Source organism: Arthrobacter sp. 10L430 (assembly GCF_056395245.1).
Window position 1 is genome coordinate 1 of record NZ_JBFTJD010000034.1, and the last position, 21530, is coordinate 21530.

General features: G+C 66.0%; 20 protein-coding genes. 8 read left to right on the forward strand and 12 right to left on the reverse strand.

All coding sequences use genetic code 11. The features are described from left to right. The 4 genes from AC1DDG_RS20190 to AC1DDG_RS20205 form a co-directional block, all read left to right on the forward strand. Positions 1–1164: aspartate ammonia-lyase (locus tag AC1DDG_RS20190; protein WP_476877468.1), on the forward strand; the 1164-nt coding region annotated here is incomplete at its 5' end. Positions 1165–1306: 142 nt separating this feature from the next. Further along, entirely contained in the window at positions 1307–2587 is a 1281-nt protein-coding gene (locus AC1DDG_RS20195) for a dicarboxylate/amino acid:cation symporter (protein WP_476877469.1), read from the forward strand. Between the two features lie 161 nt (positions 2588–2748). Next, positions 2749–3051, forward strand: coding sequence for a winged helix-turn-helix domain-containing protein (locus tag AC1DDG_RS20200; protein ID WP_476877499.1), 303 nt, complete (start codon positions 2749–2751; stop codon positions 3049–3051). 64 nt (positions 3052–3115) lie between these two features. After that, on the forward strand, positions 3116–3865 hold the full coding sequence (locus tag AC1DDG_RS20205; protein ID WP_476877470.1) for an ArsR/SmtB family transcription factor: 750 nt from the start codon (positions 3116–3118) through the stop codon (positions 3863–3865). A 55-nt stretch (positions 3866–3920) separates the two neighbouring features. Here AC1DDG_RS20205 and AC1DDG_RS20210 read toward each other — a convergent pair whose 3' ends face one another. The 7 genes from AC1DDG_RS20210 to AC1DDG_RS20240 all read right to left on the reverse strand — a co-directional run bounded on the left by AC1DDG_RS20210 (position 3921) and on the right by AC1DDG_RS20240 (position 11246). After that, positions 3921–4280, reverse strand: coding sequence for a GNAT family N-acetyltransferase (locus AC1DDG_RS20210; protein ID WP_476877471.1), 360 nt, complete (start codon positions 4278–4280; stop codon positions 3921–3923). Positions 4281–4455: 175 nt separating this feature from the next. Then, positions 4456–5094 (reverse strand): bifunctional 4-hydroxy-2-oxoglutarate aldolase/2-dehydro-3-deoxy-phosphogluconate aldolase, encoded by a 639-nt coding sequence (eda, locus tag AC1DDG_RS20215; RefSeq protein WP_476877472.1) that lies wholly within the window; start codon positions 5092–5094, stop codon positions 4456–4458. Continuing rightward, positions 5087–6475 (reverse strand): mannitol dehydrogenase family protein, encoded by a 1389-nt coding sequence (locus AC1DDG_RS20220; RefSeq protein ID WP_476877473.1) that lies wholly within the window; start codon positions 6473–6475, stop codon positions 5087–5089. Before AC1DDG_RS20220 ends, eda begins: the two co-directional genes overlap by 8 nt. 68 nt (positions 6476–6543) lie before the next feature. Further along, positions 6544–7470 carry a PfkB family carbohydrate kinase gene (locus AC1DDG_RS20225; protein WP_476877500.1) on the reverse strand — a complete coding sequence of 309 codons (927 nt, stop codon included), beginning with the start codon at positions 7468–7470 and terminating at the stop codon, positions 6544–6546. 65 nt (positions 7471–7535) lie between these two features. After that, positions 7536–8747 (reverse strand): D-mannonate dehydratase ManD, encoded by a 1212-nt coding sequence (gene manD, locus AC1DDG_RS20230; protein WP_476877474.1) that lies wholly within the window; start codon positions 8745–8747, stop codon positions 7536–7538. Between the two features lie 88 nt (positions 8748–8835). Beyond that, a complete protein-coding gene (locus AC1DDG_RS20235) occupies positions 8836–9867 on the reverse strand; it encodes an L-idonate 5-dehydrogenase (protein WP_476877475.1) in 1032 nt (343 codons plus the stop codon). Then, positions 9864–11246 (reverse strand): MFS transporter, encoded by a 1383-nt coding sequence (locus tag AC1DDG_RS20240; protein ID WP_476877476.1) that lies wholly within the window; start codon positions 11244–11246, stop codon positions 9864–9866. The genes AC1DDG_RS20235 and AC1DDG_RS20240 overlap by 4 nt, the downstream gene beginning before the upstream one ends. A 180-nt stretch (positions 11247–11426) precedes the next feature. Between AC1DDG_RS20240 and AC1DDG_RS20245 the strand changes: the two genes are divergently transcribed. Continuing rightward, entirely contained in the window at positions 11427–12158 is a 732-nt protein-coding gene (locus AC1DDG_RS20245) for a GntR family transcriptional regulator (protein WP_476877477.1), read from the forward strand. 40 nt (positions 12159–12198) lie between these two features. Here the strand turns inward: AC1DDG_RS20245 and AC1DDG_RS20250 are convergent, their stop codons facing one another. Continuing rightward, positions 12199–12765: a YceI family protein gene (locus tag AC1DDG_RS20250; RefSeq protein ID WP_476877478.1), complete on the reverse strand. Its 567-nt coding sequence runs from the start codon at positions 12763–12765 to the stop codon at positions 12199–12201. Between the two features lie 426 nt (positions 12766–13191). Here AC1DDG_RS20250 and AC1DDG_RS20255 point away from each other — a divergent pair, with 426 nt between their 5' ends. Further along, complete coding sequence (locus tag AC1DDG_RS20255) at positions 13192–14319, forward strand: GmrSD restriction endonuclease domain-containing protein (RefSeq protein ID WP_476877479.1); 1128 nt, start codon at positions 13192–13194, stop codon at positions 14317–14319. Between the two features lie 24 nt (positions 14320–14343). Here AC1DDG_RS20255 and AC1DDG_RS20260 read toward each other — a convergent pair whose 3' ends face one another. Continuing rightward, on the reverse strand, positions 14344–14472 hold the full coding sequence (locus tag AC1DDG_RS20260; RefSeq protein ID WP_476877480.1) for a hypothetical protein: 129 nt from the start codon (positions 14470–14472) through the stop codon (positions 14344–14346). 83 nt (positions 14473–14555) lie between these two features. After that, the gene (gene fdhA / locus AC1DDG_RS20265) at positions 14556–15767 is read right to left on the reverse strand and encodes a formaldehyde dehydrogenase, glutathione-independent (RefSeq protein ID WP_476877481.1); all 1212 of its coding nucleotides are present in this window, start codon (positions 15765–15767) and stop codon (positions 14556–14558) included. Between the two features lie 315 nt (positions 15768–16082). On the opposite strand from fdhA, the gene AC1DDG_RS20270 reads away from it, so the two are divergent. Both AC1DDG_RS20270 and AC1DDG_RS20275 read left to right on the forward strand, forming a co-directional pair. Next, positions 16083–16367, forward strand: coding sequence for a DUF1540 domain-containing protein (locus AC1DDG_RS20270; protein ID WP_230120143.1), 285 nt, complete (start codon positions 16083–16085; stop codon positions 16365–16367). Positions 16368–16500: 133 nt separating this feature from the next. Then, a complete protein-coding gene (locus AC1DDG_RS20275; RefSeq protein ID WP_476877482.1) occupies positions 16501–20259 on the forward strand; it encodes a TM0106 family RecB-like putative nuclease in 3759 nt (1252 codons plus the stop codon). Between the two features lie 81 nt (positions 20260–20340). Here the strand turns inward: AC1DDG_RS20275 and AC1DDG_RS20280 are convergent, their stop codons facing one another. Continuing rightward, the gene (locus tag AC1DDG_RS20280; RefSeq protein ID WP_230120141.1) at positions 20341–20643 is read right to left on the reverse strand and encodes an acylphosphatase; all 303 of its coding nucleotides are present in this window, start codon (positions 20641–20643) and stop codon (positions 20341–20343) included. Positions 20644–20758: 115 nt separating this feature from the next. Then, positions 20759–21496 carry a hypothetical protein gene (locus tag AC1DDG_RS20285; protein WP_476877483.1) on the reverse strand — a complete coding sequence of 246 codons (738 nt, stop codon included), beginning with the start codon at positions 21494–21496 and terminating at the stop codon, positions 20759–20761. Positions 21497–21530: the final 34 nt, after the last annotated feature.

Below are 21530 nucleotides of genomic sequence, written 5' to 3' on the forward strand. Positions count from 1 at the left end.
TGCACCGACGTGCTCAACGGGCTCCTGAACGACCAGTTCGTCGTCGACGTCATCCAGGGCGGCGCCGGGACCTCCTCGAACATGAACGCCAACGAGGTCATCGCCAACCGGGCCCTGGAAATCCTCGGCCACCCCAAGGGCGACTACGCCCGGCTGCACCCCAACGACCACGTAAACCTCTCCCAGTCCACCAACGACGTCTACCCCACCGCCGTCAAGCTCGGCACCATCTTCGCCGCCCGSGAACTCCTCGCCGCCCTGGCCGAACTCGARGACGCGTTCGCGGCSAAAGCCGCCGAGTTCCGCACCGTCGTGAARATGGGCCGCACCCAGCTCCAGGACGCCGTSCCCATGACCCTGGGCCAGGAATTCGGCACCTACGCCGTCACCATCGGCGAGGACCGGCTCCGCCTCGCCGAAGCGGACCTGCTCATCCACGAGATCAACCTCGGCGCCACCGCCATCGGCACCGGCCTGAACGCMCCGCCCGGCTACGCCGACACCGCCTGCCGGCACCTGGCCGACATCACCGGCCTGCCGCTGGTCACCGCCGTGGACCTGATCGAGGCCACCCAGGACGTCGGCGCGTTCGTGCACCTCTCCGGCGTCCTCAAACGCGTGGCCGTGAAACTCTCCAAGATCTGCAACGACCTGCGCCTGCTCTCCTCCGGCCCCCGCGCCGGGTTCGRCGAGATCAACCTTCCGGCCGTGCAGTCCGGATCCTCCATCATGCCCGGCAAGATCAACCCGGTGATCCCGGAAGTCGTCAGCCAGGTCGCCTACGAAGTCATCGGCAACGACGTCACCATCACCATGGCCGCCGAAGCCGGGCAGCTCCAGCTCAACGCCTTCGAACCCGTCATCGTCCACAGCCTCCACAAGAGCATCTCCCACCTCGAAGCCGCCTGCCGCACCCTCACCGCACGCTGCGTCCGGGGCATCACCGCGAACACCGAACACCTCCGCCTCACCGTGGAACAATCCATCGGCCTGGTCACCGCCCTGAACCCCCACCTGGGCTACGCCACCGCCACCGCCATCGCCCAGGAAGCCCTCGCCACCGGCAAGGGCGTGGCCGAACTCGTCCTCGAACACGGCCTCCTCACCGCAAACCAACTCCAGGAACTCCTCAGCCCCGAACGCCTCGCCAACCTCAGCAAATAACCGGCGTAGCCCAACACGGTCTCGACAAGCTCGACCGGCGCAACCCATCACCTTTCCCCGCACCGCGGTTAGGTGCACGCCGTCGTGCCCGGAACCGTCCCGTCCCGCCCCCGTGAAACCGGACCTACCCGAAGGATTGACCATGAAAAACAAAACAACGATGTGGATTCTGGCAGCGCTCCTGTTCGGGATCATCAGCGGCCTCGTGTGCCACTGGCTGCTCGCCGGAGCAGCGCGCGAAACTGTCGTAGCCGTCCTCGACACTGTCACGCACATGTTCCTGAATCTCATCAAGATGATCATCGCCCCGCTGATCTTTGCCACCCTCGTCTCCGGCATCGCAGGAGCTGCCAAATCCGCAGGGGTGGGAAAGCTCTTCGGCCGTTCGATGATCTGGTTCCTGTCCGCCTCCGTCCTGGTCGGCGCCTTCGGATTCATTACTGCGCATGTACTCAACGTGGGCGACGGTCTCCACCTTGCGCCCACCGGGGATGCCGGCATGGAAACGAAGGCCCTTGATTACCAGGAGTTCATCACCCATATCATTCCCACGAGCGTATTTTCCGCACTGACGAACAACAACCCGCTCCAGATCCTCGTCTTTGGCGCACTCTTCGGCATCGCCCTGCTGAATCTTCGGAAGAAGGGCCACTCCTCCATAGCGAATGCCATCGATGAATTGATGGGCATCATGCTCAAAGTCACCGGCTACGTGATGCTGGCGGCGCCCGTAGGCGTTTTCGCGGGAATCGCTTCCGCCTTCACATCCCAGGGCCTTGATGCGTTTGCGACCTACGCCTCTTTCATCGGCGGATTCTACGTCTCTCTCACGGCGCTGTGGGCCCTCATGATCGCCGTGGCCGTCGTATTCCTCGGACGCGCGGCCTTCCGTCTCGTCCGGATCGTGCGCGAACCCATGGTCATTGCCTTCGCCACCTCCAGCAGCGAGGCCGCACTGCCCAAACTCATTGAAGGCCTGACCAAGTTCGGCATCGAGAAACGCACCACCGGTTTCGTGCTGCCGCTGGGATACTCCTTCAACGTCGACGGTTCCATGATGTACATGACGTTCGCGTCGGTCTTCCTGATCAACGCCTACGGCATCGACATGGACCTTGGCCAGCAGATCGCGATGACCGCCATGCTTCTGCTCAGCAGCAAGGGCATGGCCGGCGTGCCGCGCGGGTCACTCGTCGTGGTCGCCGCCGTCGTCCCGGCCTTCGGCATCCCGGCAGCAGGCATCGGTGTCCTGCTGGTGATCGACCAGCTCCTGGACATGGGACGCACCGCCACCAACATCCTCGGAAACGCCATCGCCACCGCAGTCATCGGCCGAAACCACGACAAGGCTGCTCCCCGCGAGGATTCACTCGCGGCTCAGGACGTGCACGAGGTCAAAGAGCTGGAAGCCGCAACGCACTGACCGGACCACACCCACCCGGCCGGCCGGTCCGGGCTCTGATGCCACGGCGTTTATGCCCCGCCATCCCGGATCCTGCCGGCCTGCATTTCCTGCGCACACTTTCCTGAGCACACTGAAAGGCAGTTGCATTGACTGAGGTAGTTAGCGTCCCGAGCAGCCAGATGACGGTCCACGCTGGCAATCACGAGCCGAAGGTTCGGAGCAACCAGATCAGATCCCGGATCGTCGAGTATCTGGCACACAACGGGGCGAGCAGAGTGTCGGAGCTCAGCAGCGCTCTTGGCGCCACCAGGGACATCGTCCGGTACCACCTTGCGGCACTGGAGGCCGCTTCGGTGGTCCGGTCGGATATTTCCCCCGGAACCAGAGCCAGATTCACCCCCTTCTACTCCCTTACGCCTGTTAACTCTCGCCGCGTTCGAGTCCTCCCAACGGGTAGCAGCACTCGCCGTTCCCAGCCCTGAGAACGGGCGGGCAGCTACCCACACCCGTTGACATGTGACCAAATGGTCACCTATTCTGAACCGTATGGACGCGGTGTTTAAGGCCTTGGCTGACCCGATCCGCAGGGAGCTGCTGGACCAGCTTTTCCGCGAAGACGGCCAAACACTCAGCGCCCTGGAAGCACACTTCGAGATCACCCGCTTCGGGGTCATGAAGCACCTCAAGATCCTTGAGGAAGCCGGCCTCGTGGTGACCCGGCGCCGCGGCCGCGAGAAGCTGCACTTCCTGAATCCGGTGCCCATCAGGCTCGTCCACGACCGCTGGGTGAGCAAATATTCAGAACCATGGGCCGCTGCCCTCAGCGACCTCAAATCCAGATTGGAAAGTCCCATGGAAAAGATCTTCGAAATCTACATCAAGACCACTCCGGAACAGCTCTGGGAAGCCATCACGGACAGCGAGATCCGCGGCAAATACCAGTTCGGAATGCACATCAAGTCAGACTTCACGCCGGGGTCCCGGTTCGAGATGGCTCCCAGCGGAGGGGATCTGCTTGGCGAGGGCGAGAACGTCGAAGTCGACCCGCCGCGCCGGCTCGTGCAGACCATGCGCGCGCTCTGGGGCGAGGACGTCAAGGCCGAGGGCACTTCGCGGATCACCTGGGAGATCGAACCTGTTGGCGACTCCTGCCACCTCACGGTCACCCATGACCAGCTCCGCGAAGGCGCCAACGAGCAGCTCTATGGCGGCTGGCCGATGATCCTGTCCGGCCTGAAGACATGGCTCGAAACCGGGCAGATCCTCACCACGCCGGGTTCCCTCATGTACACCTGAGGCACCCGTGTGGCGGCCCTCACCCAACTAGCCCCCGTGACAACGTCGGTGGGAACTACGCCTGAGTCTTTGCGTGCGCGGCAAGCGCCTCATTCAGGAACGCCAAGTGCTGGTGTGTGGTGGCTGTCGTGTTCTCAGAGTACTCAGGGTGCTTGGTGAGGAACTTCTTGATGAAGGGACACACCGGCACAATGGTCAGACCCGCGTCCGCCGTCTCGTCCAGTGCCACGGTTGCGAGCCGGCCGGCCAGCCCCTGGCCGCCGTACTCCTCGTTGATCACGGTGTGATAGAAAATCCGCTGTGGCGACCCGCCGTCGTCGTACATCTTGTACAAGGCCTTGCCGATGACGTGGCCGTCGGCGAGCACTTCAAAGCGCTCCCGGTCAGGGGTGTGGCGGATGGTGACATCAGTCATCGTCGAACTCCTTGGTAGCTGCCTTTGTAGCAGCCTAACCCCGGCGGCGGGGCACTTATACCGGTGCACCCTTTCCGAGTGGGAACAGGCACGCGAGCGCGCCGGCGGCGGGCCGGGGAACGGTAAGCGGTCACGTCCCCGACTTTATGTGCCGGTCCGCGACGCCGGATGTCCCCTAGAGTTCGCGCAGCTGGCCGAGTCCAGCGGCTTCCCGGGCCAGCTCCGTGATCCGGCCCCAGTCATTGCTCTCCACGGCGTCGCGGGGCGTGAGCCAGCTGCCGCCGACGCACGAGACGTTGGGCAGTTTCAGGTAGTCCGGTGCCGAGGCGAGGCTAATGCCTCCGGTGGGGCAGAACTGCACCTGCGGAATGGGTGCGCCGATCGCCGCGAGGTATTTCGGACCGCCGGCAGGTCCGGCGGGGAAGAACTTCATGGCGTCGAGACCGCTTTCCAGGACTGCCATCACTTCGCCCACCGTGGCCACGCCGGGCAGCACCGGAATGTTGAGGGTCAGCATGTGACGGAGCAGCGCGGGTGTCACGCCCGGGCTGACCAGGAACTGCGCGCCGGCGGCTACCGCAGCATCCGCATGGCCGGGCGTCAGGACCGTGCCCGCTCCGACCAGGATGTCCGGCACCTCGTTGGCGATCAGCTTCAACGATGTCAGCGCACTCTCGGTCCGCAATGTGAGCTCGATGATGCGGATGCCGCCGTCGGCGAGTGCCCGGGCCACCGGAACGGCATGCTGCGGATCGTCGATCGTCACCACCGGGATGACCGGGGAAACGTGCAGGACGCTGGTGGCGTCAGCCATGGTTGATCTCATTTCTCAGGCCGTCCAGCCCGTGGATGTCGATAATGCGGTACCAGTGAGTGAGAAGCTCGGCGAAACCGCCGTGCGCGGCCAGCTCGCCGTCGAAGATGCTGCGGCAGCCGAGGAGCGCCGGGACCACCGTGGCGGCACTGCGCGATGAAGGAAGCGCAGCATGGAGCTCTGCGGCCAACGGGTCGTCAAGCTGACCTTCGGGAGTGGTCGCCACATGGCGCATCCAGGCTGCCACCGCCAGGGCGGCCCACCGTGGTTCGCGGCCGGCGTCGAGATTTCCACGGACGGTGCTCAGCAACCGCAGCCCGATTTTCTGCGAGCCGTCGCTGCCCACCTTCGCGGTGGTGTGGCCCAGGGCAGGATTCGCGAACCGGCCCAGCACCTGGTCGCAGTAGCTTTCGCCGTCGAGTCCCTGGGGCAGGCTGATGGTGGGCAGCGCGTCCTCGGCCATCATGCGCCGGCAGGCAGTGAGGAACACGTCCTCCCCCACGGCGTCGCTGATCGTGGTCTTGCCCGCAGCCAGCCCCAGGTAAGCCAGCATGGAGTGGCTCGCGTTCAGCAGCCGCAGCTTGGCTGCCTCCCACGCTGCAACGTCGGAGCTGAACAGCGCCCCGGCGTCCTCCCACCGAGGGCGGCGGGCGGCGAAGTTGTCCTCGATCACCCACTGCAGGAACGGTTCGGCCACCACGGCGGCCTCGTCCCGGAGCCCGAGTTGACGTTCGACGGCGTCCAGGTCACCGGCCGTCGTGGCCGGCACCATCCGGTCCACCATGGTGTCGGGGAAGGTGACATGCGCGTCGAGCCAGGCCAGCAGCGGCTCCGCCTCCCCGGAAGGCAGCGCGGCGGCAAAGGCGTGCACCAGCTTGCGGGTCAGCTCCCCGTTGCCCGGCAGGTTGTCGCACGAGACCACGGTGAGGGGGCCTGCGTCGGCACGAGAGCGTTGCTGGAGTCCCCTCGCGATCTGGCCGATCGCCGACTGCGGCGCCTGGCCGGCAAGATCCGCCCGGACCTGGTCATCAGCGACGTTGAGGGTTCCGGTCCGCGGATCGATCCGGTACCCCTTTTCCGTGATGGTGAGCGTGAGCACCGACGTCGCCTCGGCGGCGATCCGGTCCACTACCGACGCCGGATTGTCCCGTCCCGAGATGGCTTCCACGATGCTGGACACCACCCGGAGGGGCGCCGCACCGCTGCCCCTTTCGGTTACGGTGAAGAGTCCGTCCTGCGGCGTCAGTTGTCGCGCGACGGTGTCCGAGCGCTGGGTGACTCCGGTGATCCCCCAATCGAAATCGCCGGAGGCAAGCATCGCGTTTTCGGTGATGACGGCCGTGTGGGCGCGGGCAAAGGCGCCCAAGCCAAGGTGCACCATGCCGGGCCGGAGCGTGTCGCGTTGCAGCAGGGGCCGGTGGTCCCCATGAGCTGCAAGCGAGGAGGCGTTTAGGCGTGCGATGGCAGGCCTCCCTTGGCTCCGGCGGAAGCGTGGGCGCGGGTCTGTTTGAAGGTGGGAATGAACCCGGTCCCGCCCTTGCCGCCCACGACGAGCGATGCGGCTGCCGCACCAAACCGGGCGGCCACGGGAAGGGAGTCCCCGAGCACCATCCGTGCGGTCAGCGTTCCGACGAACGCGTCGCCCGCCCCTGTCTGGTCCACCACCGACGGCGCGGGAATGGAGTCGATCCAGGCGGAGTCCTGTTCGCCTTCAAGCTGGATTCCTTCCGCCCCGCAGGTCACGGCGACGTTCGCCGCGCCAAGGCTGCGCAGCTTGGCGGCGGCTTCCTTCGGTGAGGAGCAGGCCAGCAGGGCCGACGTCTCCCCGGGGAAGGACGGAGTGACCAGGAACGTCCGCGGCGCGAGCTCGGCGAGGACCGCCGTCGCGTCCTCCACGGAGGTGAGCCGGGGACGGAAGTTGGGGTCGAAAACGAAACGGCGGGACAGGGCCGCAGCCTTCAGGACCGCCGCACGCGAGGACGCGGAGATGGCGCAGGCGATCCCGCCGCCAATCACTGCCCCGGCCGCCGAGAAGACGGCCGGGTCAATATCCTCCGGGGACAGCGTGGAACCTACGCTGCCGCTGCGGGCGTATGAAAACTCCCGCTGCCCGTCGGGATCGCAGTGCACCAGGTAGACGCCCTGCTGTCCGGTTCTGAATTTCAGGAGCTCGGTTGAAATGCCGAGTTCCCGGATCCTGGCGGCGATCGCCTGGCCGAGTTCGTCGTCGGGCAGTACCGATAGCAGCCCCACGCGGGCACCGGCCGCGGCGGCGGACGCCGCAACGTTCAGCGCATCGCCGGAGATGCCCAGCTGCGCCGGAACGCCGTGGCCGAACGGGGCGTCAGTGGCGACTTCCAGCAGGATTTCACCCATCACGACGACGTCGAAGGGCTTGGGCTGGGATTCTTGCGGTGCGGTGTTCACCAGTCGTGAGGCGCTCACCAGTCGTGCACCGACCCGTCGAGCCGGCGGTTGATGGGGAGGTACTTCGGCTCGAACGGGAAGGCTGCTGCCGCTTCCTCGTTGAATTCCACGCCGAGTCCCGGGGCATCACCCGGGTGCATGTAGCCGTCGGTGAAGGTGTAGGAAGTCTTGAAGACGTCACCGGCGGGGTCGCGGTGGCCCATGTATTCCTGGACGCCGAAGTTGGGAATGCTCATGTCCACGTGCAGCGCCGCAGCGAACGACACCGGGGACAGGTCGCCGGCGCCGTGCGAGCCGGACCGGACCCCGTACAGGTCGGCCAGCGAGAAGATGCGGCGCAGGTGCGTGATGCCGCCGGCGTGCGAGACGGACGTGCGGATGTAGTCGATCAGGCGTTCGGTGATCAGCTGCTGGCAGTCCCAGATCGAGTTGAACACCTCCCCCACGGCGATGGGCGTGGTGGTGTGCTGGCGGATCAGGCGGAACGCCGACTGGTCCTCGGCGGGCGTCGGGTCCTCGATCCAGAACGGCCGGTACTGTTCCAGCGAGGCGCCCAGCCGGCCGGCCTCGATGGGCGTCAGCCGGTGGTGGACATCGTGCAGGACGTGGACGCCGTAGCCGAACTGTTCGCGGACGTGCGCCATCATTTTTGGCGCGAAGTCCAGGTAGGACGTGGTCTCCCACAGGTCCTCCTGTGGAACGTTGCCGCTGGCCGGTTCGTACGTCCTGCCATCCACGGGCGCGATCCCGTAGGTTTTCTCCAGCCCGGGCACCGCAGCCTGGGCGCGGATTGCCTTGTAGCCGAGGTCCAGGTGGTGCTGGAAATCGGCGCTCAGGTCCTCCAGGCTTGAGCCGCTGGCGTGCCCGTAGACCATGACGCCCTCGCGGGCGGCACCCCCCAGGAGTTCGTAGACCGGCATGCCGGCCGCCTTGCCCTTGATGTCCCACAGCGCGACGTCGATCGCGGCGATCGCGGTCATGGTCACCGGCCCGCGGCGCCAGTAGGCACCCTTGTAGAAGTACTGCCACGCGTCCTCGATCCGGCGGGCGTCGCGGCCGATCAGCAGCGGGCAGAGGTGCTCGGACAGGTAGGACGCCACGGCCAGTTCGCGGCCGTTCAGGGTGGCGTCGCCGATGCCGGTGATGCCGTCCTCGGTTTCAATAACGAGCGTGACGTAGTTTCGTCCGGGGGACGAAACCACTACCCGTGCGTCGGTGATTTTCACTGGTTGGTCCTTCGTGGGTGCGTGGGAGATTTGCAAGAAGCTTGCAGTAGGTGTCGTTTTGAGCCCTCATAACGACACCTGCTGCCAGTCAGTTGGCGGTGAGGCGGAGCATGACCTTGCTGCTGCCGGACGCAGGATCGGCCGAAACCCGCATGGCTTCCTCGGCCTGGTCGATGCCGAACTTGTGGGTGATGACGGGCGATACGTCCAGGCCTTCGGCCATGGCGCGGAGGGCGTCGCTGATTTCGTCCGCGAACCGGTATGAGCCGATCCAGGTGATTTCCCGGGTCACCAGGTCTCCGAGCGCCGCGGGCGCCGGTGTGCCCGGCAGGTTGCCCACCTGGACAACGGTTCCGCCGCGGGCCGTGGCGCGGAGGACGCCGCCCAGCACGCCCGGGATGCCGGTGGCTTCGAACACCACCTCCATGTCCTCTGGAAGTGCGCCGACTCCGGAAAGGTTTCGGAGCTCGTCGGCGCCCATTGCTGCGGCGATCCGCAGCGAGGCATCGTTGATGTCGGCTGCGATCACCGTCCTGGCCCCGGCGTACTTGGCTGCTGCGATCACCAGCGAGCCGATAGGTCCGGCACCGTTGACCAGGACATCCCGTCCGGCCAGGGATCCGGCCCTGCTTACGGCGTGCATGGCGACGGCGAGCGGTTCGGCGAGCGCCCCGCGAAGGGTGTCCACGCCGTCGGGCAGGGCCCGGATCTGCGAAGCCCGCACAAGCTTCCGTTCGCTGAAGCCGCCGTCGGTGTGGGGGTCGAAGGCAGCTGACCCGAAGTAGCGGATCTGCGGGTAGAGGTTGGTCCTGCCCGCGAGCCGTGCCGGCATGGTCCCGTCCCCCACGAGTTCCGCGGGGTGCACCGTAACCGGCTGGCCGACGTCGAGGTTTTCCACTCCGGACCCGAGCTGCGCGATCCGGCCGGCCACCTCGTGGCCGAGGACGAGCGGCGACTTCAGTGCCGCCGTCCCCGAGGCGCCGTGGCGCCAGTACGAAAGGTCGGAGCCGCAGATCCCGCCCCACTCGACGTCGAGCACGACCTCGCCGGGTCCGGCTACGGGTTCCGGGCGGTCGTCGATGCGAAGGTCGTTCGGTCCGTGGACTACTACCGCTTTCATACGGCGTCTTCCAGGCGGACCATGTCGCGGCCGCGGACCTCGGGTCCCACGGCTGCGGCGACCAGGGTGATCAGGGAGTAGCCGATGAGCATCGCGGCGAGCGGCCACCAGTGTCCCGTGATGGCCGTGAGCGTGGCGGCCAGCAGCGGGCCGATGGCCGTGGCGAGGATGCCGCCGATTTCCTTGGCGAGGGCCAGCTGGGTGAAGCGGGTGCGGGCTCCGAAGAACTCGGCCATGGTCACGCTTTCCATGGCGAACAGGCTCAGGACGCCGAGGTTCAGTCCGGCCACGATGGCCACGGTGATCAGGGTGGTGTTGCCGCTCGTGACCATGAGCATCATCGGGATGGCGAACAGCGCCGTGAGGGTACTGAGGACCAGGTACAGCGGTTTCCGGCCGAAGCGGTCGCCCAGGAGACCCATGATGGGGATGGTGATGAAGCCCAGCAGGGAGCCGTACATGATGGCGCTGGTGCCCACGGTCTTGTCGACCAAAAGCACGGTGGCGAGGTAGCCGATGAGGAAGGTCTGCACGAGCCCGGAGTTGCCGGCCTGTCCGAACCGGAGGCCCAGGGCGATCAGGAAGGCCCGGCCCTTGCGCTGGTGCAGCGCGGCTTCAATGGTGCTGGTGCCGGCTGGTACGGCGGCCTGGGCGATGTCCTTCTTGGCGAGGGCAACACCGTCCACGACGTCGGCCCGCTGTTCGAAGACCGGGCTTTCCTTGAGCGAGCGGCGGATCCAGACTGCGAAGATCATCAGCAGGAAGCTGGCCAGGAACGGGATGCGCCAGCCCCAGCTGAGCAGTTGGTCCTCCGGCAGGACCGCGACCAGGATCGCCCAGAGGGCAGAGGCTCCGAGTGTGCCGGAGTTGGTGCCAAGGCAGACGAGCGAGGAGATCAGGCCGCGTCGTTTGGCGGGGGCGTATTCCGCGAGCATCACGGTGGCCCCGGCGATCTCGGCGCCGGCTCCGAAGCCCTGGATGAGGCGCAGTGCTACAAGCAGGATCGGAGCCCAGATGCCGATCATCGCGTACGTGGGGAGGACACCGATGAGCGTGGTGGACGCGCCCATGAGGGCGATGGTGATGAAGAGGACCTTCTTGCGGCCGATCCTGTCACCCATGCGGCCGAAGTAGACGGCTCCTGCGAGGCGGGCGACGTAGCCCACGCCGTAGGTGGCCATCGCGGCGATGAGGCCGAGCACGGGGCTCACCTCAGGGAAGAAGATCTTGTTGAAGACGATGGCTGCGGCCAGGGAGTAGAGCTGGAAGTCCATGAACTCCATGGCGGTCCCGAGCCAGCCTGAAACTGCGACCCTGGCCAGGTCACGGGTGGTCCTCGTCTCCGGCTTGGTGGTGGGTGGCGCAATGCTCTCGGTCATCTGGTGCTCCTTTGCAGGCGATGAAAAAGGGAGGTGGCGATGTCTGCGGTGCGAGGGTGGCCGCCTTCCCGGGTGCACGCTCTGCTGAGCAGGTTTGGCGTACGGGGCTTTTTCCGGCGGCTTCTTACTACCATACAAGCACTACCATTCTAGTTTGTCAACGATGGCTAGACTGGACGCATGGCAATAGGAAAACCCGATAAAGGACAGTCGCCGAGGCTCTCGGTGCGTGATCAGACACTGGAAACCCTCCGTCGTCGGATCATTTCCCTGCAGCTCCCTCCCGGTGAGCCGCTGTCCGAAAACGAGCTAGCGCAGGAGCTCGGCGTCAGCCGGACACCGGTGCGGGAAAGCCTGATTCTGCTGCGCGAAGAGGGGCTGGTGCAGGTCTTCCCGCAAATCGGATCCTTCGTCTCCCTCGTGGATCTGGGCCGGGTTGCCGAAGCTCAGTTCGTCCGGGAGGCCATCGAATGCGCATCCCTTGGTGACCTGGTGGTGGACGCGCCGGGGATTGGCGGCCTGCGGCAGATTCTTGCCAGCCAGCGCGAGGCCGAGGCCCAGGGTGATGTGGAGGAATTCTTCCGGCTGGACGAAGACTTCCACCGTGAACTCCTCCGGCTGGCGGGGCACGAGTCGGCCTGGACGGCCGTCAATTCGGCCAAGGCGCACCTGGACCGCGCCCGGCGCTTGAGCCTGATCGATACGAGGCCTGTGTCCACGCTGATTGAGCAGCACACGGCAGTGGTAGACGCGTTGGAAGCCAACAATATCGCCGACGCCGACAGCTCCCTGCGCGTCCACCTCCGGGGCGTTTTCGAAGACGTCAAACGGATTCAGGCATCCTCGCCTGATCTCTTTTCGGACGGCACGGCCTCACGGCCGATCCGGCGGAGCATCGCGCGCCTGTCCTAGTTCGATTCACCTCGGACAGACGCGCGGCTGCTACTCATGGTCAGGCTTGGCCCGGTACGGCCTGGTCTTGCTTGACCAGTGCAGCCTCGAGATTGATCTTCACCTTGTCACTGACCAGGAATCCGCCGGTCTCCAGCGCTGCGTTCCACGTCAGGCCAAACTCCTTGCGACTGATTTCCGTCTCCGCCGAGAAACCTGCCCGGGTGGCACCGAACGGATCAACCGCCACGCCGGTGAACTCAACTTCCAGTTCGACGGGCTTGGTGATCCCCCGGATCGTCAGGTCGCCGGTGACCGTGTAATCCTCGCCGTCGCCCTCGATGCCCTTGGCCCGGAACGTCATCTCGGGATACTGCTCGACGTCGAAGAAGTCCGCACCCCGCACGTGGCCGTCGCGGTTGGCGTCACCGGAGTCGAAACTCGCGGTCTTCACTGTGGCGCGCACGGAGGATTCAGCCAGCGATTCCCGGACACGGGCTTCGGCATTGGCATCCGTGAACCGGCCACGGACCTTGCTGATCCCGGCATGCCGGACGGTAAATCCAATCTCGCTGTGCGACATATCAAGGGTCCAGGTGCCCGGGGTCAGGCCTGAGGGAAGCGTCATTGCACATCTCCTAAAAGGGTGAAAACCAGCTGAAACGGTGCGATTTCCACACTGGTTCAGGCCGGGAGTGAAGTCAAGGTCCCGCCGAACCTTCCGCCCGCGCGCGGAAGTAATGGGGGCCTCGCCCTCCACAAGGTCTTCCAAGCTTGGTCCCCCACTCCCCCTTACCGGCCGCTGCCAGTCCCCCCAAAACTCCTAGCCAATTTTCAGGAAACCTCTTTATCTTTGTTAACAGGCCCACCGCGTCCCCCAGTTGCGGTGGTCCTGCCGCTAGGAGGGGCCTCGCACACCGACAGGTGACGCGAGGCCCTTCCGCTTAACTGCTGTTCCCACGCTTTACGCAGGCTTGGCGCAAGATCCCCGATCCAGCTCGCTTGGTGGGTACGATCGTTGAACGCACAACGACCGCCACGGGGGCACAAGAAGTTGAAGAGAGCACGTCCACTGCCGCGCGGCAACTACAGCGGAGCCTTCGGCACCAGCGCATCCTTCGGCGCTGTCGACTGGGTCAAAGGCGGCATCGTCGCCACCGTCATCCTGGTCACCACAGCCTGCGGCGGAGCCGTCAGCGCAACGCAAGAGCCGTCGTCGGGCGCCCGAACAAGCACCTCGGCGGATGTGCCGGCAACCGCCGCCCCACCCACCGCCTCAGCCACTGCCACTGCGCCGCCGTTCGAGCCCGCACGGCTGGACGCGGTCAAGGCACGGCCTGCCTACGCCACCAAGGCCGCGGAGCTGCTCGCCACCCTGCCCATCAAAGGCCGGGCGCCGAAAACCGGCTACGACCGGGCGCAGTTCGGGCAGGCGTGGGCGGACACGGACCACAACGGCTGCGACACCCGGAACGACATCCTCACCAGGGACCTCACGGCCACGACGCTGAAGCCGGGGACCCGAAGCTGCGTGGTCCTCTCGGGCACGCTGAATGATCCGTACACGGCCACCGTCATCGCATTCCAGCGCGGGGTCAACACGAGCAGCGCGGTGCAGATCGACCACGTCGTGGCTCTCAGCGACGCCTGGCAGAAGGGTGCCCAGCAGCTGACAGAGGCGCAGCGCACGGCCTTTGCCAACGATCCCCTGAACCTCCTCGCCGTTTCCGGCCCCGCAAACCAGCAAAAGAGCGACGGCGACGCTGCCACCTGGCTGCCGCGAAACACGGTCTACCGCTGTGCGTACGTCGCCCGGCAGATCTCGGTCAAGACCACCTATAAGCTCTGGGTCACGCGGGCCGAGCACGATGCCATGGCCACGGTGCTGTCCAAGTGTGCCGGCGGCCTGTCTCCGACGAACGGGAGCGGCTCGGGCACGGCTCCGGCCCAAGCGGCGCCCGCGGTTCCCGCGCCAGCTTCCGCGGCTCCCGTAGCGCCCGCAGCGGCAGCGGCAGCGGCGCCTGCAGCGGCCGAGGCCGCGCAAGCCGCGCCGGCTCCCGCTGCCGCCTACTACGCCAACTGCGCGGCAGTCCGGGCGGCCGGTGCCGCGCCCATCCACGCCGGCCAGCCGGGCTACAGCGGAAAGCTGGACCGCGACGGCGACGGCGTGGGCTGCGAATAGCCGGATCCCGCTGTTTCGGCTCCCCTACTCCTGTTCCTCTCCCGCAAACGGGTAGTCCTCCTCGTCCCCGCCGGGGGTTGCTGCCGACTGCTGAATGGCGTCCGCTTCAGCAGCGTCCTCGAGTGCGACGTGCGGTGCGGGAACATCGGTCATGGCCCCAGCAACGCGGGGTCGATCACGGCCGGATCCTCGCAGGATATTGAGTGGCCGCTGACCCCGCGCTGCTGCTCATGCCGTCAGCTCAGGTATCCGTTCGGGTTGAGGACGTACTTGGTGGCGGCGCCGGCGTCGAATTCGGCGTAGCCCTTGGGTGCCTCGTCCAGCAGAATCGGCTTCGCGTTGACGTTCTTGGCGATTTGCACCCTGTCGTGCAGGATGGCCATCATCAGTTGCCGGTTGTACTTCATCACCGGACACTGCCCCGTGGTGAAGCTCAGCGATTTCGCCCAGCCCGTGCCCAGACTCAGGCTGAGCGATCCCTTCTTTGCGGCCTCGTCCACGCCCCCGGGGTCGCCCGTCACGTAGAGCCCGGGAATCCCGAGTGCGCCCCCCGCGCCCGTGATTTCCATGAGTGAGTTCAACACGGTGGCCGGGGCCTCCTGCGCACCGGAGCCGTGGCCCTTGGCCTCGAAGCCCACGGCATCCACGCCACAATCCACCTCCGGCACGCCGAGGATCTGCTCGATCTGCTCCGCCGGACCGCCCTTGGACAGGTCCACGGTTTCGCACCCGAAGCTGCGCGCCTGCGCGAGCCGCTGCTCATTCAGGTCACCGACAATTACGACGGCGGCACCCAGTAACTGCGCGCTGGTCGCCGCAGCGAGGCCAACAGGACCGGCACCGGCAACGTAAACAGTGGAGCCGACACCCACGCCGGCACTCACGGCTCCGTGGTAGCCGGTGGGGAAGATGTCCGAGAGCATGGCGAGGTCGAGGATTTTCTCCATGGCCCGGTCCTTGTCCGGGAACTTCAGCAGGTTCCAGTCGGCGTACGGCACCAGCACATAGTTGGCCTGGCCGCCCACCCAGCCGCCCATATCCACGTAGCCGTAGGCGCTGCCCGGGCGGTCCGGGTTCACGTTCAGGCAGATGCCGGTCTTGCGCTCCTTGCAGTTCCGGCAGCGGCCGCAGGCAATGTTGAACGGCACCGAGCAGAGGTCACCCACCTTGATGAACTCGACGCCCGGCCCCACTTCCACTACCTCGCCGGTGATTTCGTGGCCCAGAACCAGGTCCGGCGGCGCCGTTGTCCGCCCGCGGACCATGTGCTGGTCGGAGCCGCAGATGTTGGTGGCCACCGTCTTGAGAATTGCCCCGTGAGGAACCGAACGCCCCACGTTTGCCGGGTTAACGCCCGGCCCGTCCTTGAGTTCAAAGCTGGGGTAGTCGATATCAATGACTTCCACCTTGCCGGGCCCTTTGTAGGCAACGGCTTTGTTCCCTTCCATCTTTTCCTCCTGGCGTCACGGACCCTCCCCAATGAAGGGCCGGCTGTGATTCATCAAGCGTCCTGATGTTCCCTCCAGGGCGGGTACAGACGGCAGACCGGACGGCGTCGTCGGTGCCTTTGATGGTGGAGGGTGCCGCCAGTCTAAGACGCCCGCCTTGGTGAGGTCTATAACGTTCCGTGATCATCGCCCGGCAGGGCCTGGTGGCGGATAAATACGCAACACTATTGGGTCTTTTTGATCAGGCCGGGCAGGCCTACGTTGGAACAAGCGGGCCGTCCAGCCGGGATGGCCAGAACCATGGAGGAACTTGCCATGTCCACGCATGTCGCCGACTGCAGCGTATCCAACTGCTCCTTCAATGATCACACCCATTGCAATGCCGAGGCCATCACTGTCGGCGGCACCACAGACCACGCGTCCTGTGCCACGTTCATCGACACCGGAATCCACGGCGGGCTGCCCAAGGTCCTTGCCGGAGTCGGTGCCTGCCAGCGCGGGGAGTGCGTCCATAACGACCACCTGATGTGCCAGGCACCGGAAGTCCACGTGGGCCCGGGCCCGGACAACGCCGACTGCCTTACGTACGCCCACACGTAAGCCGATCGGGGCACTTCCGCCATGGCTGCAGATGGCCTTCACCGTCAGAGCCTTCATTGTCAGAGCCACTTGCTAGATTCGAATTAGCACACCGGGAGCCCTCCCGGAGTGAGGCTGCCAATGGGGAGGCCCCATGTTCCTGCTCGATGCCCTGCCGGAAGCACCCGCCGATCTGGTGTTCTCGGCCAGCGACCTCGTGGCCGCAAGCGAGTGCGAATACCGCACCCTCCGGATCCTGGACGAGAAGCTCGGCCGCTCCCCCAAGGCCGACTTTCCCGCCGACGAGATGCAGGCCCGCGCCGGAAAACTCGGCGATCTCCACGAGCACAAGGTGCTGGCCGGCCTCATCGCAGAGTACGGCGCCTGGGATCCGGCCCGCGGCACCGGCGTGTACTGCGTGGAGCGCGGACCCACCGCCCGGTCAGACCTGGCCGCCAAGCACGAAGAAACGGCAGCGGCGCTCCGGGCAGGGGCCGAGGTGGTCTTCCAAGCAACCTTTTTCGACGGCGAATTCCTCGGCTATGCGGACTTCCTGGTCAAGGATGGCACTGACAGCGAGGGCGCTGGCAGCAAGAGCACTCGCGGGGAGGGCGCAGGCAGCGAGAGCACTGGCAGCGAGGCCGCGGACAAACGCGGTCATGACGCCGACGGCGGCCGCTACGCCGTATGGGACACCAAGCTGGCCAGGCACGCCAAGGTGGGCGCGCTTCTGCAGCTTGCCGCCTATGGGGATCAGCTGATCAAACTCGGACTTGATCCCGCTCCCCGCGTCACGCTGGTGCTGGGCAACCTCGAACGAAGCATCCACTCGCTCACCGACCTGCTGCCGGTGTACCGCGAGCGCCGCGACCGCTTCCGCGAACTGACCGCCGCACACCGCGTCTCCGGTGTTCCCGTGGCGTGGCAGCAGCCGGGCATCGGCTATTGCGGAAGGTGCGACTACTGCGCCGAGCAGGTGTCCGAACACCGCGACCTGCTGATGGTGGCCGGCATGACCTCCGTCCAGCGGAAAAAACTGATCGCCGGCGGCATCACCAGCATCGATGCCCTCGCCGAGTTGCCTCCGGAGAAGGCCACCGGGTCAACCCGGCGCCTGCGTGACCAGGCCCGCATGCAGACCGCCCGTGACTCTCCGGACGGTTCGCGGACCTTCCTCAAGGACGGCCAGGAACATACCGTCACCTTCAAAGTGTTGCCTGAGAACGCCCTGGCCAGCATCCCCGCTCCCAGCGACGGCGACATCTTCTTCGACTTCGAAGGCGACCCGCTGTGGCAGGATCCCGTCACGGGCCAGTGGGGATTGGAATACCTCTTCGGTGTGATCGAGGCGCCCCTGCCCGGGGATCCGCCCGGCGCGACGCCCGTGTTCCGGCCTTTCTGGGCGCATTCCCGTTCTGGTGAACGGCAGGCGTTCCTCGACTTCCTCGCCTACGTGGAGGAACGCCGCGCCAGGTATCCGGAGATGCACGTCTATCACTACGCGCCGTACGAAAAGACAGCGCTGCGCCACCTCTCGCTGACTCACGTCGCCGGCGAGGACATTGTGGATTCCTGGCTTCGCGAGGGAGTCCTCGTGGACCTCTACGCCACGGTGCGGCACTCGCTCAGGATTTCCGAGGCCTCCTACTCCATCAAGAAACTCGAGCCGCTGTACATGGGGAGCAACCTGAGGTCCGGAGACGTCAAAGACGCCGGTGCTTCGGTGGTGGCCTACGCGGCGTTCTGCACCGCACGCGACGGCGGACCCGAGACTCAGGCCGAGGCCGCTGCCATCCTTTCCTCCATCTCCGACTACAACCAGTACGACTGCCTCTCCACCCTGCGCCTGCGCGACTGGCTGCTGCAGCTGCGCGGGCCGTCCGCCTCTGACGCCTCCCGTGAGGCGACCGTCCCGGCCATCGCCGCTGAGGGCGGTGCCGCCGAGTCCGGCGCGGAACCGCCTGCGGAGGAAGAAGCCCTTCGCTCCTATCTGGATTCACTCCCGGACAACCGTGAGCTCACCGCCGACGAACAGGCCGTGGCGATGGTGGCGGCGGCTACGGGCTATCACCGCCGGGAACGCAAGCAGTTCTGGTGGGAGCATTTCGACCGCCTTGAATCGGAGGTGGACCGCTGGTCGGACCAGCGCAACGTCTTCGTGGTTGAGGACGCTTCCGTGGTCTCCGACTGGGCACCGCCCAGCTCCCGCGCCCGCACGGAATCCAGGACCCTGCGGCTCACCGGCACCATGAGCGAAGGCTCGGAGTTCCGCACAGGCTCCACGTGGTTCCGGATGTTCGAGGATCCCCTGCCCGACGGTCTCGGAGAGGTAGACGGCGGCCGTACGCCGCGGGCTCCGGGCACAGCCGCCGATTCAATTGGGCGGGAGGCGCTGTCCCGCGACGGAATCTTCGGCACTCTGGTGGAGGCGGTTGAGGACCACCCCGGCCAGCCGGGCAAGACCATCATCACCATCACCGAGAAGTCAACAGGCAAGGTACCGCCGTACTTCCAGTTGCCCATGGCCCTCACCCCGGACCGGCCCATTCCCACAGCGAACATCGAGGCGGCCCTGGCCGACCTCGCGCAACTCGTAGGGTCCACGCTTCCATCGCTGCCCAAGCACTCCGGACTCGACGTCCTCCGCCGGGTGCCCCCGCGCCTGGCCACGCTGGAAGCACTCCCGGCAGTCACCCACGACGACTCCGGCAACGCTGACTACGTCTCAGCCATCACTGAAGCCCTCGGCGATCTGGACAGGTCCTACCTCGCAGTCCAGGGGCCGCCGGGAACGGGCAAGACGTACGTTGGCTCGCACGTCATCGCACGCCTGGTGCGACGCGGGTGGAAGGTGGGCGTCGTTGCCCAGTCGCACGCGGTCGTCGAGAACATGCTCTGCACGGCCATCGAGAAGGCGGGCGTCGACCCGCGGGTTGTGGCCAAGGACGTCAGGGCTCCGCGCTCCGGCTCCGAGGTCCCCTGGCACCTCACCACGGACAATGACGTCGCACGGATCCTCGACGGCGAGGGCGGTTGCTTGATCGGCGGGACGGCCTGGACCATGACCGGCAAGTGTGTTCCCGCCGGCTCACTGGACTTGCTGGTCATCGACGAGGCGGGCCAGTATTCGCTGGCCAACACCCTTGCCGTTGCCCGGTCTGGAAAGCGCCTCCTGCTGCTCGGCGATCCCCAGCAACTGCCCCAAGTCACCCAAGGCTCCCATCCGCAGCCTGTTGACGAGTCGGCCCTCGGCTGGCTGTCCGCCGGCCACGCCACCATGCCCGCCGAGCTGGGCTACTTCCTCGCCGATTCCTGGCGGATGCATCCCCAGCTGTGTCAGGCGGTTTCGCTCCTCAGCTACGACGGCAGGCTCGAGTCAGCGCCGGCTGCAACGTATCGGCAGCTGGACGGCGTGCCGGCCGGTGTGGAGACGGTCCTCGTGGAGCACACCGGCAACACGACGAGTTCCAAAGAGGAGGCCGCGAAGATCGTCGAACTGGCAAACGACCATATCGGCCTCAAATGGACTCCCGGCATGGCTGAGCCGGTCCGCCGGCTCGAGGCGAAAGACATCCTGGTGGTGGCCGCCTACAACGCCCAGGTGCAGGCCATCCGGCATGCGCTCGACCGGAAGGGGCTGGCAGAGGTGCGGGTGGGAACGGTCGACAAGTTCCAGGGGCAGGAAGCTCCCGTGGTGCTCGTGTCCATGGGTTGCTCTGCCATTGCCGAAGCACCCCGCGGCGCAGAGTTCCTCCTGAACCGAAACCGCATCAACGTTGCTGTGTCACGCGGCCAGTGGCGGGCGGTGATCGTCCGCTCCCCCGAGCTGACAAACTACATGCCCAACAAACCCTCGGCTTTGGAGGAGCTGGGTGCTTTCATCGGGCTCAGTCCGCGCCCTCCCCGGCTGTGAGCGTTTAGTCGACGCCGACAGCCCAAACGTCGGAGGACCGTCCACCCGGCAGCTGTCCAGTGTGCCGGTCAACAAACCCCGTCAGCCCACCACGTTGAAAGTGTTGAACTTCCCCTCGGCCGGAGTCATCTTCTCGTCAACGTGGGCTACCCGGCCGGGAGCTTGGCTGGATCCGAGCCAGCGCCGGAATTCGATGATGACCGGCTGCGGCCCCTCGGCGACGACGGCGACCGAACCGTCGTCGTCATTCCTTACCGAACCGGTGATTCCCAACTCGTCGGCTTTGCGCGCCGTCCAGTAGCGAAAGCCGACGCCCTGGACTGCCCCGGTGACGCGCGCCGTGAGGCGCACGCTGTCCGCATCTGACGCATTTGAGTGAGTCATGAGTCCAATGTAGCGCCGGGTCTTCGGTCCCGACAGGCTCGAGCAGCACACCCTCACCGACCAGCGGGACGGTCCCGACAGGCCCGACCAGCACGCAGTCATCGCCCAGCGGTTGTCAGCCCGCGGGACGGAGGGATGTGATCATCTTGCGGATGTCCCTGTACTCGGCCGTCTCCTTGTATGCCTCAGGTGTGTCCACGAACGGTTCGTTGCCGGGCGTCGTGTCGAACGGGTTGTAGACACCGCCAAACATCGCACCGCTCGGCGGCCAGGTGAAGAAGTGGAAAATCGGGCAGGCCTCAGTTCCGGTGGGCTCCGGCGCGGATGTGATGCCGTAGGCAAGGATATTCGCCTTCGTCGGGTCGGTTGCTTCGGGGTCCATGCGGGACTCGAAGGCGAACCGGGGTGTCTTTCCTGCCTGGGCCAGCGCGGGCAGAGGCTGGGAGTCCAGCATTCCGTAAGGCTGCTTCTTGGTGCACTCGGCGCCGGTGACCACGTTGGTGCGCAGGGTGGCCATGGACTTTCCGTTGGCCTTGGAGACTTCCACAAAAGCGCCGCCGCCTGCGGGCGTTTGCCCGGCCGGATCCTTGATGGTCCAGTCGGCCGGGTAATCAAAGGACAGCGAACCGTCCGTCGTCGTGAAGGTCTTCCAGCCTTCGGCGGGCGTGGTGGCGCCCGCCGAAGGGGTAGCCGACGGCGACGAGGTGGCGCTCGCGCTGGCGGACGCTGTGGGCGATTCCCCTGCCGGAGACGTTGTGGGCGGAGCCGATGCCGGCGAACCGCAGGAAGCGAGCGTGAGCGCCACGCACACACCCGAGAAAACCGTCACTGCTGATGATGCTGCTCGGCGCATCAAGGCCCCTCCTCAAAGATTAGAAAAGACGATG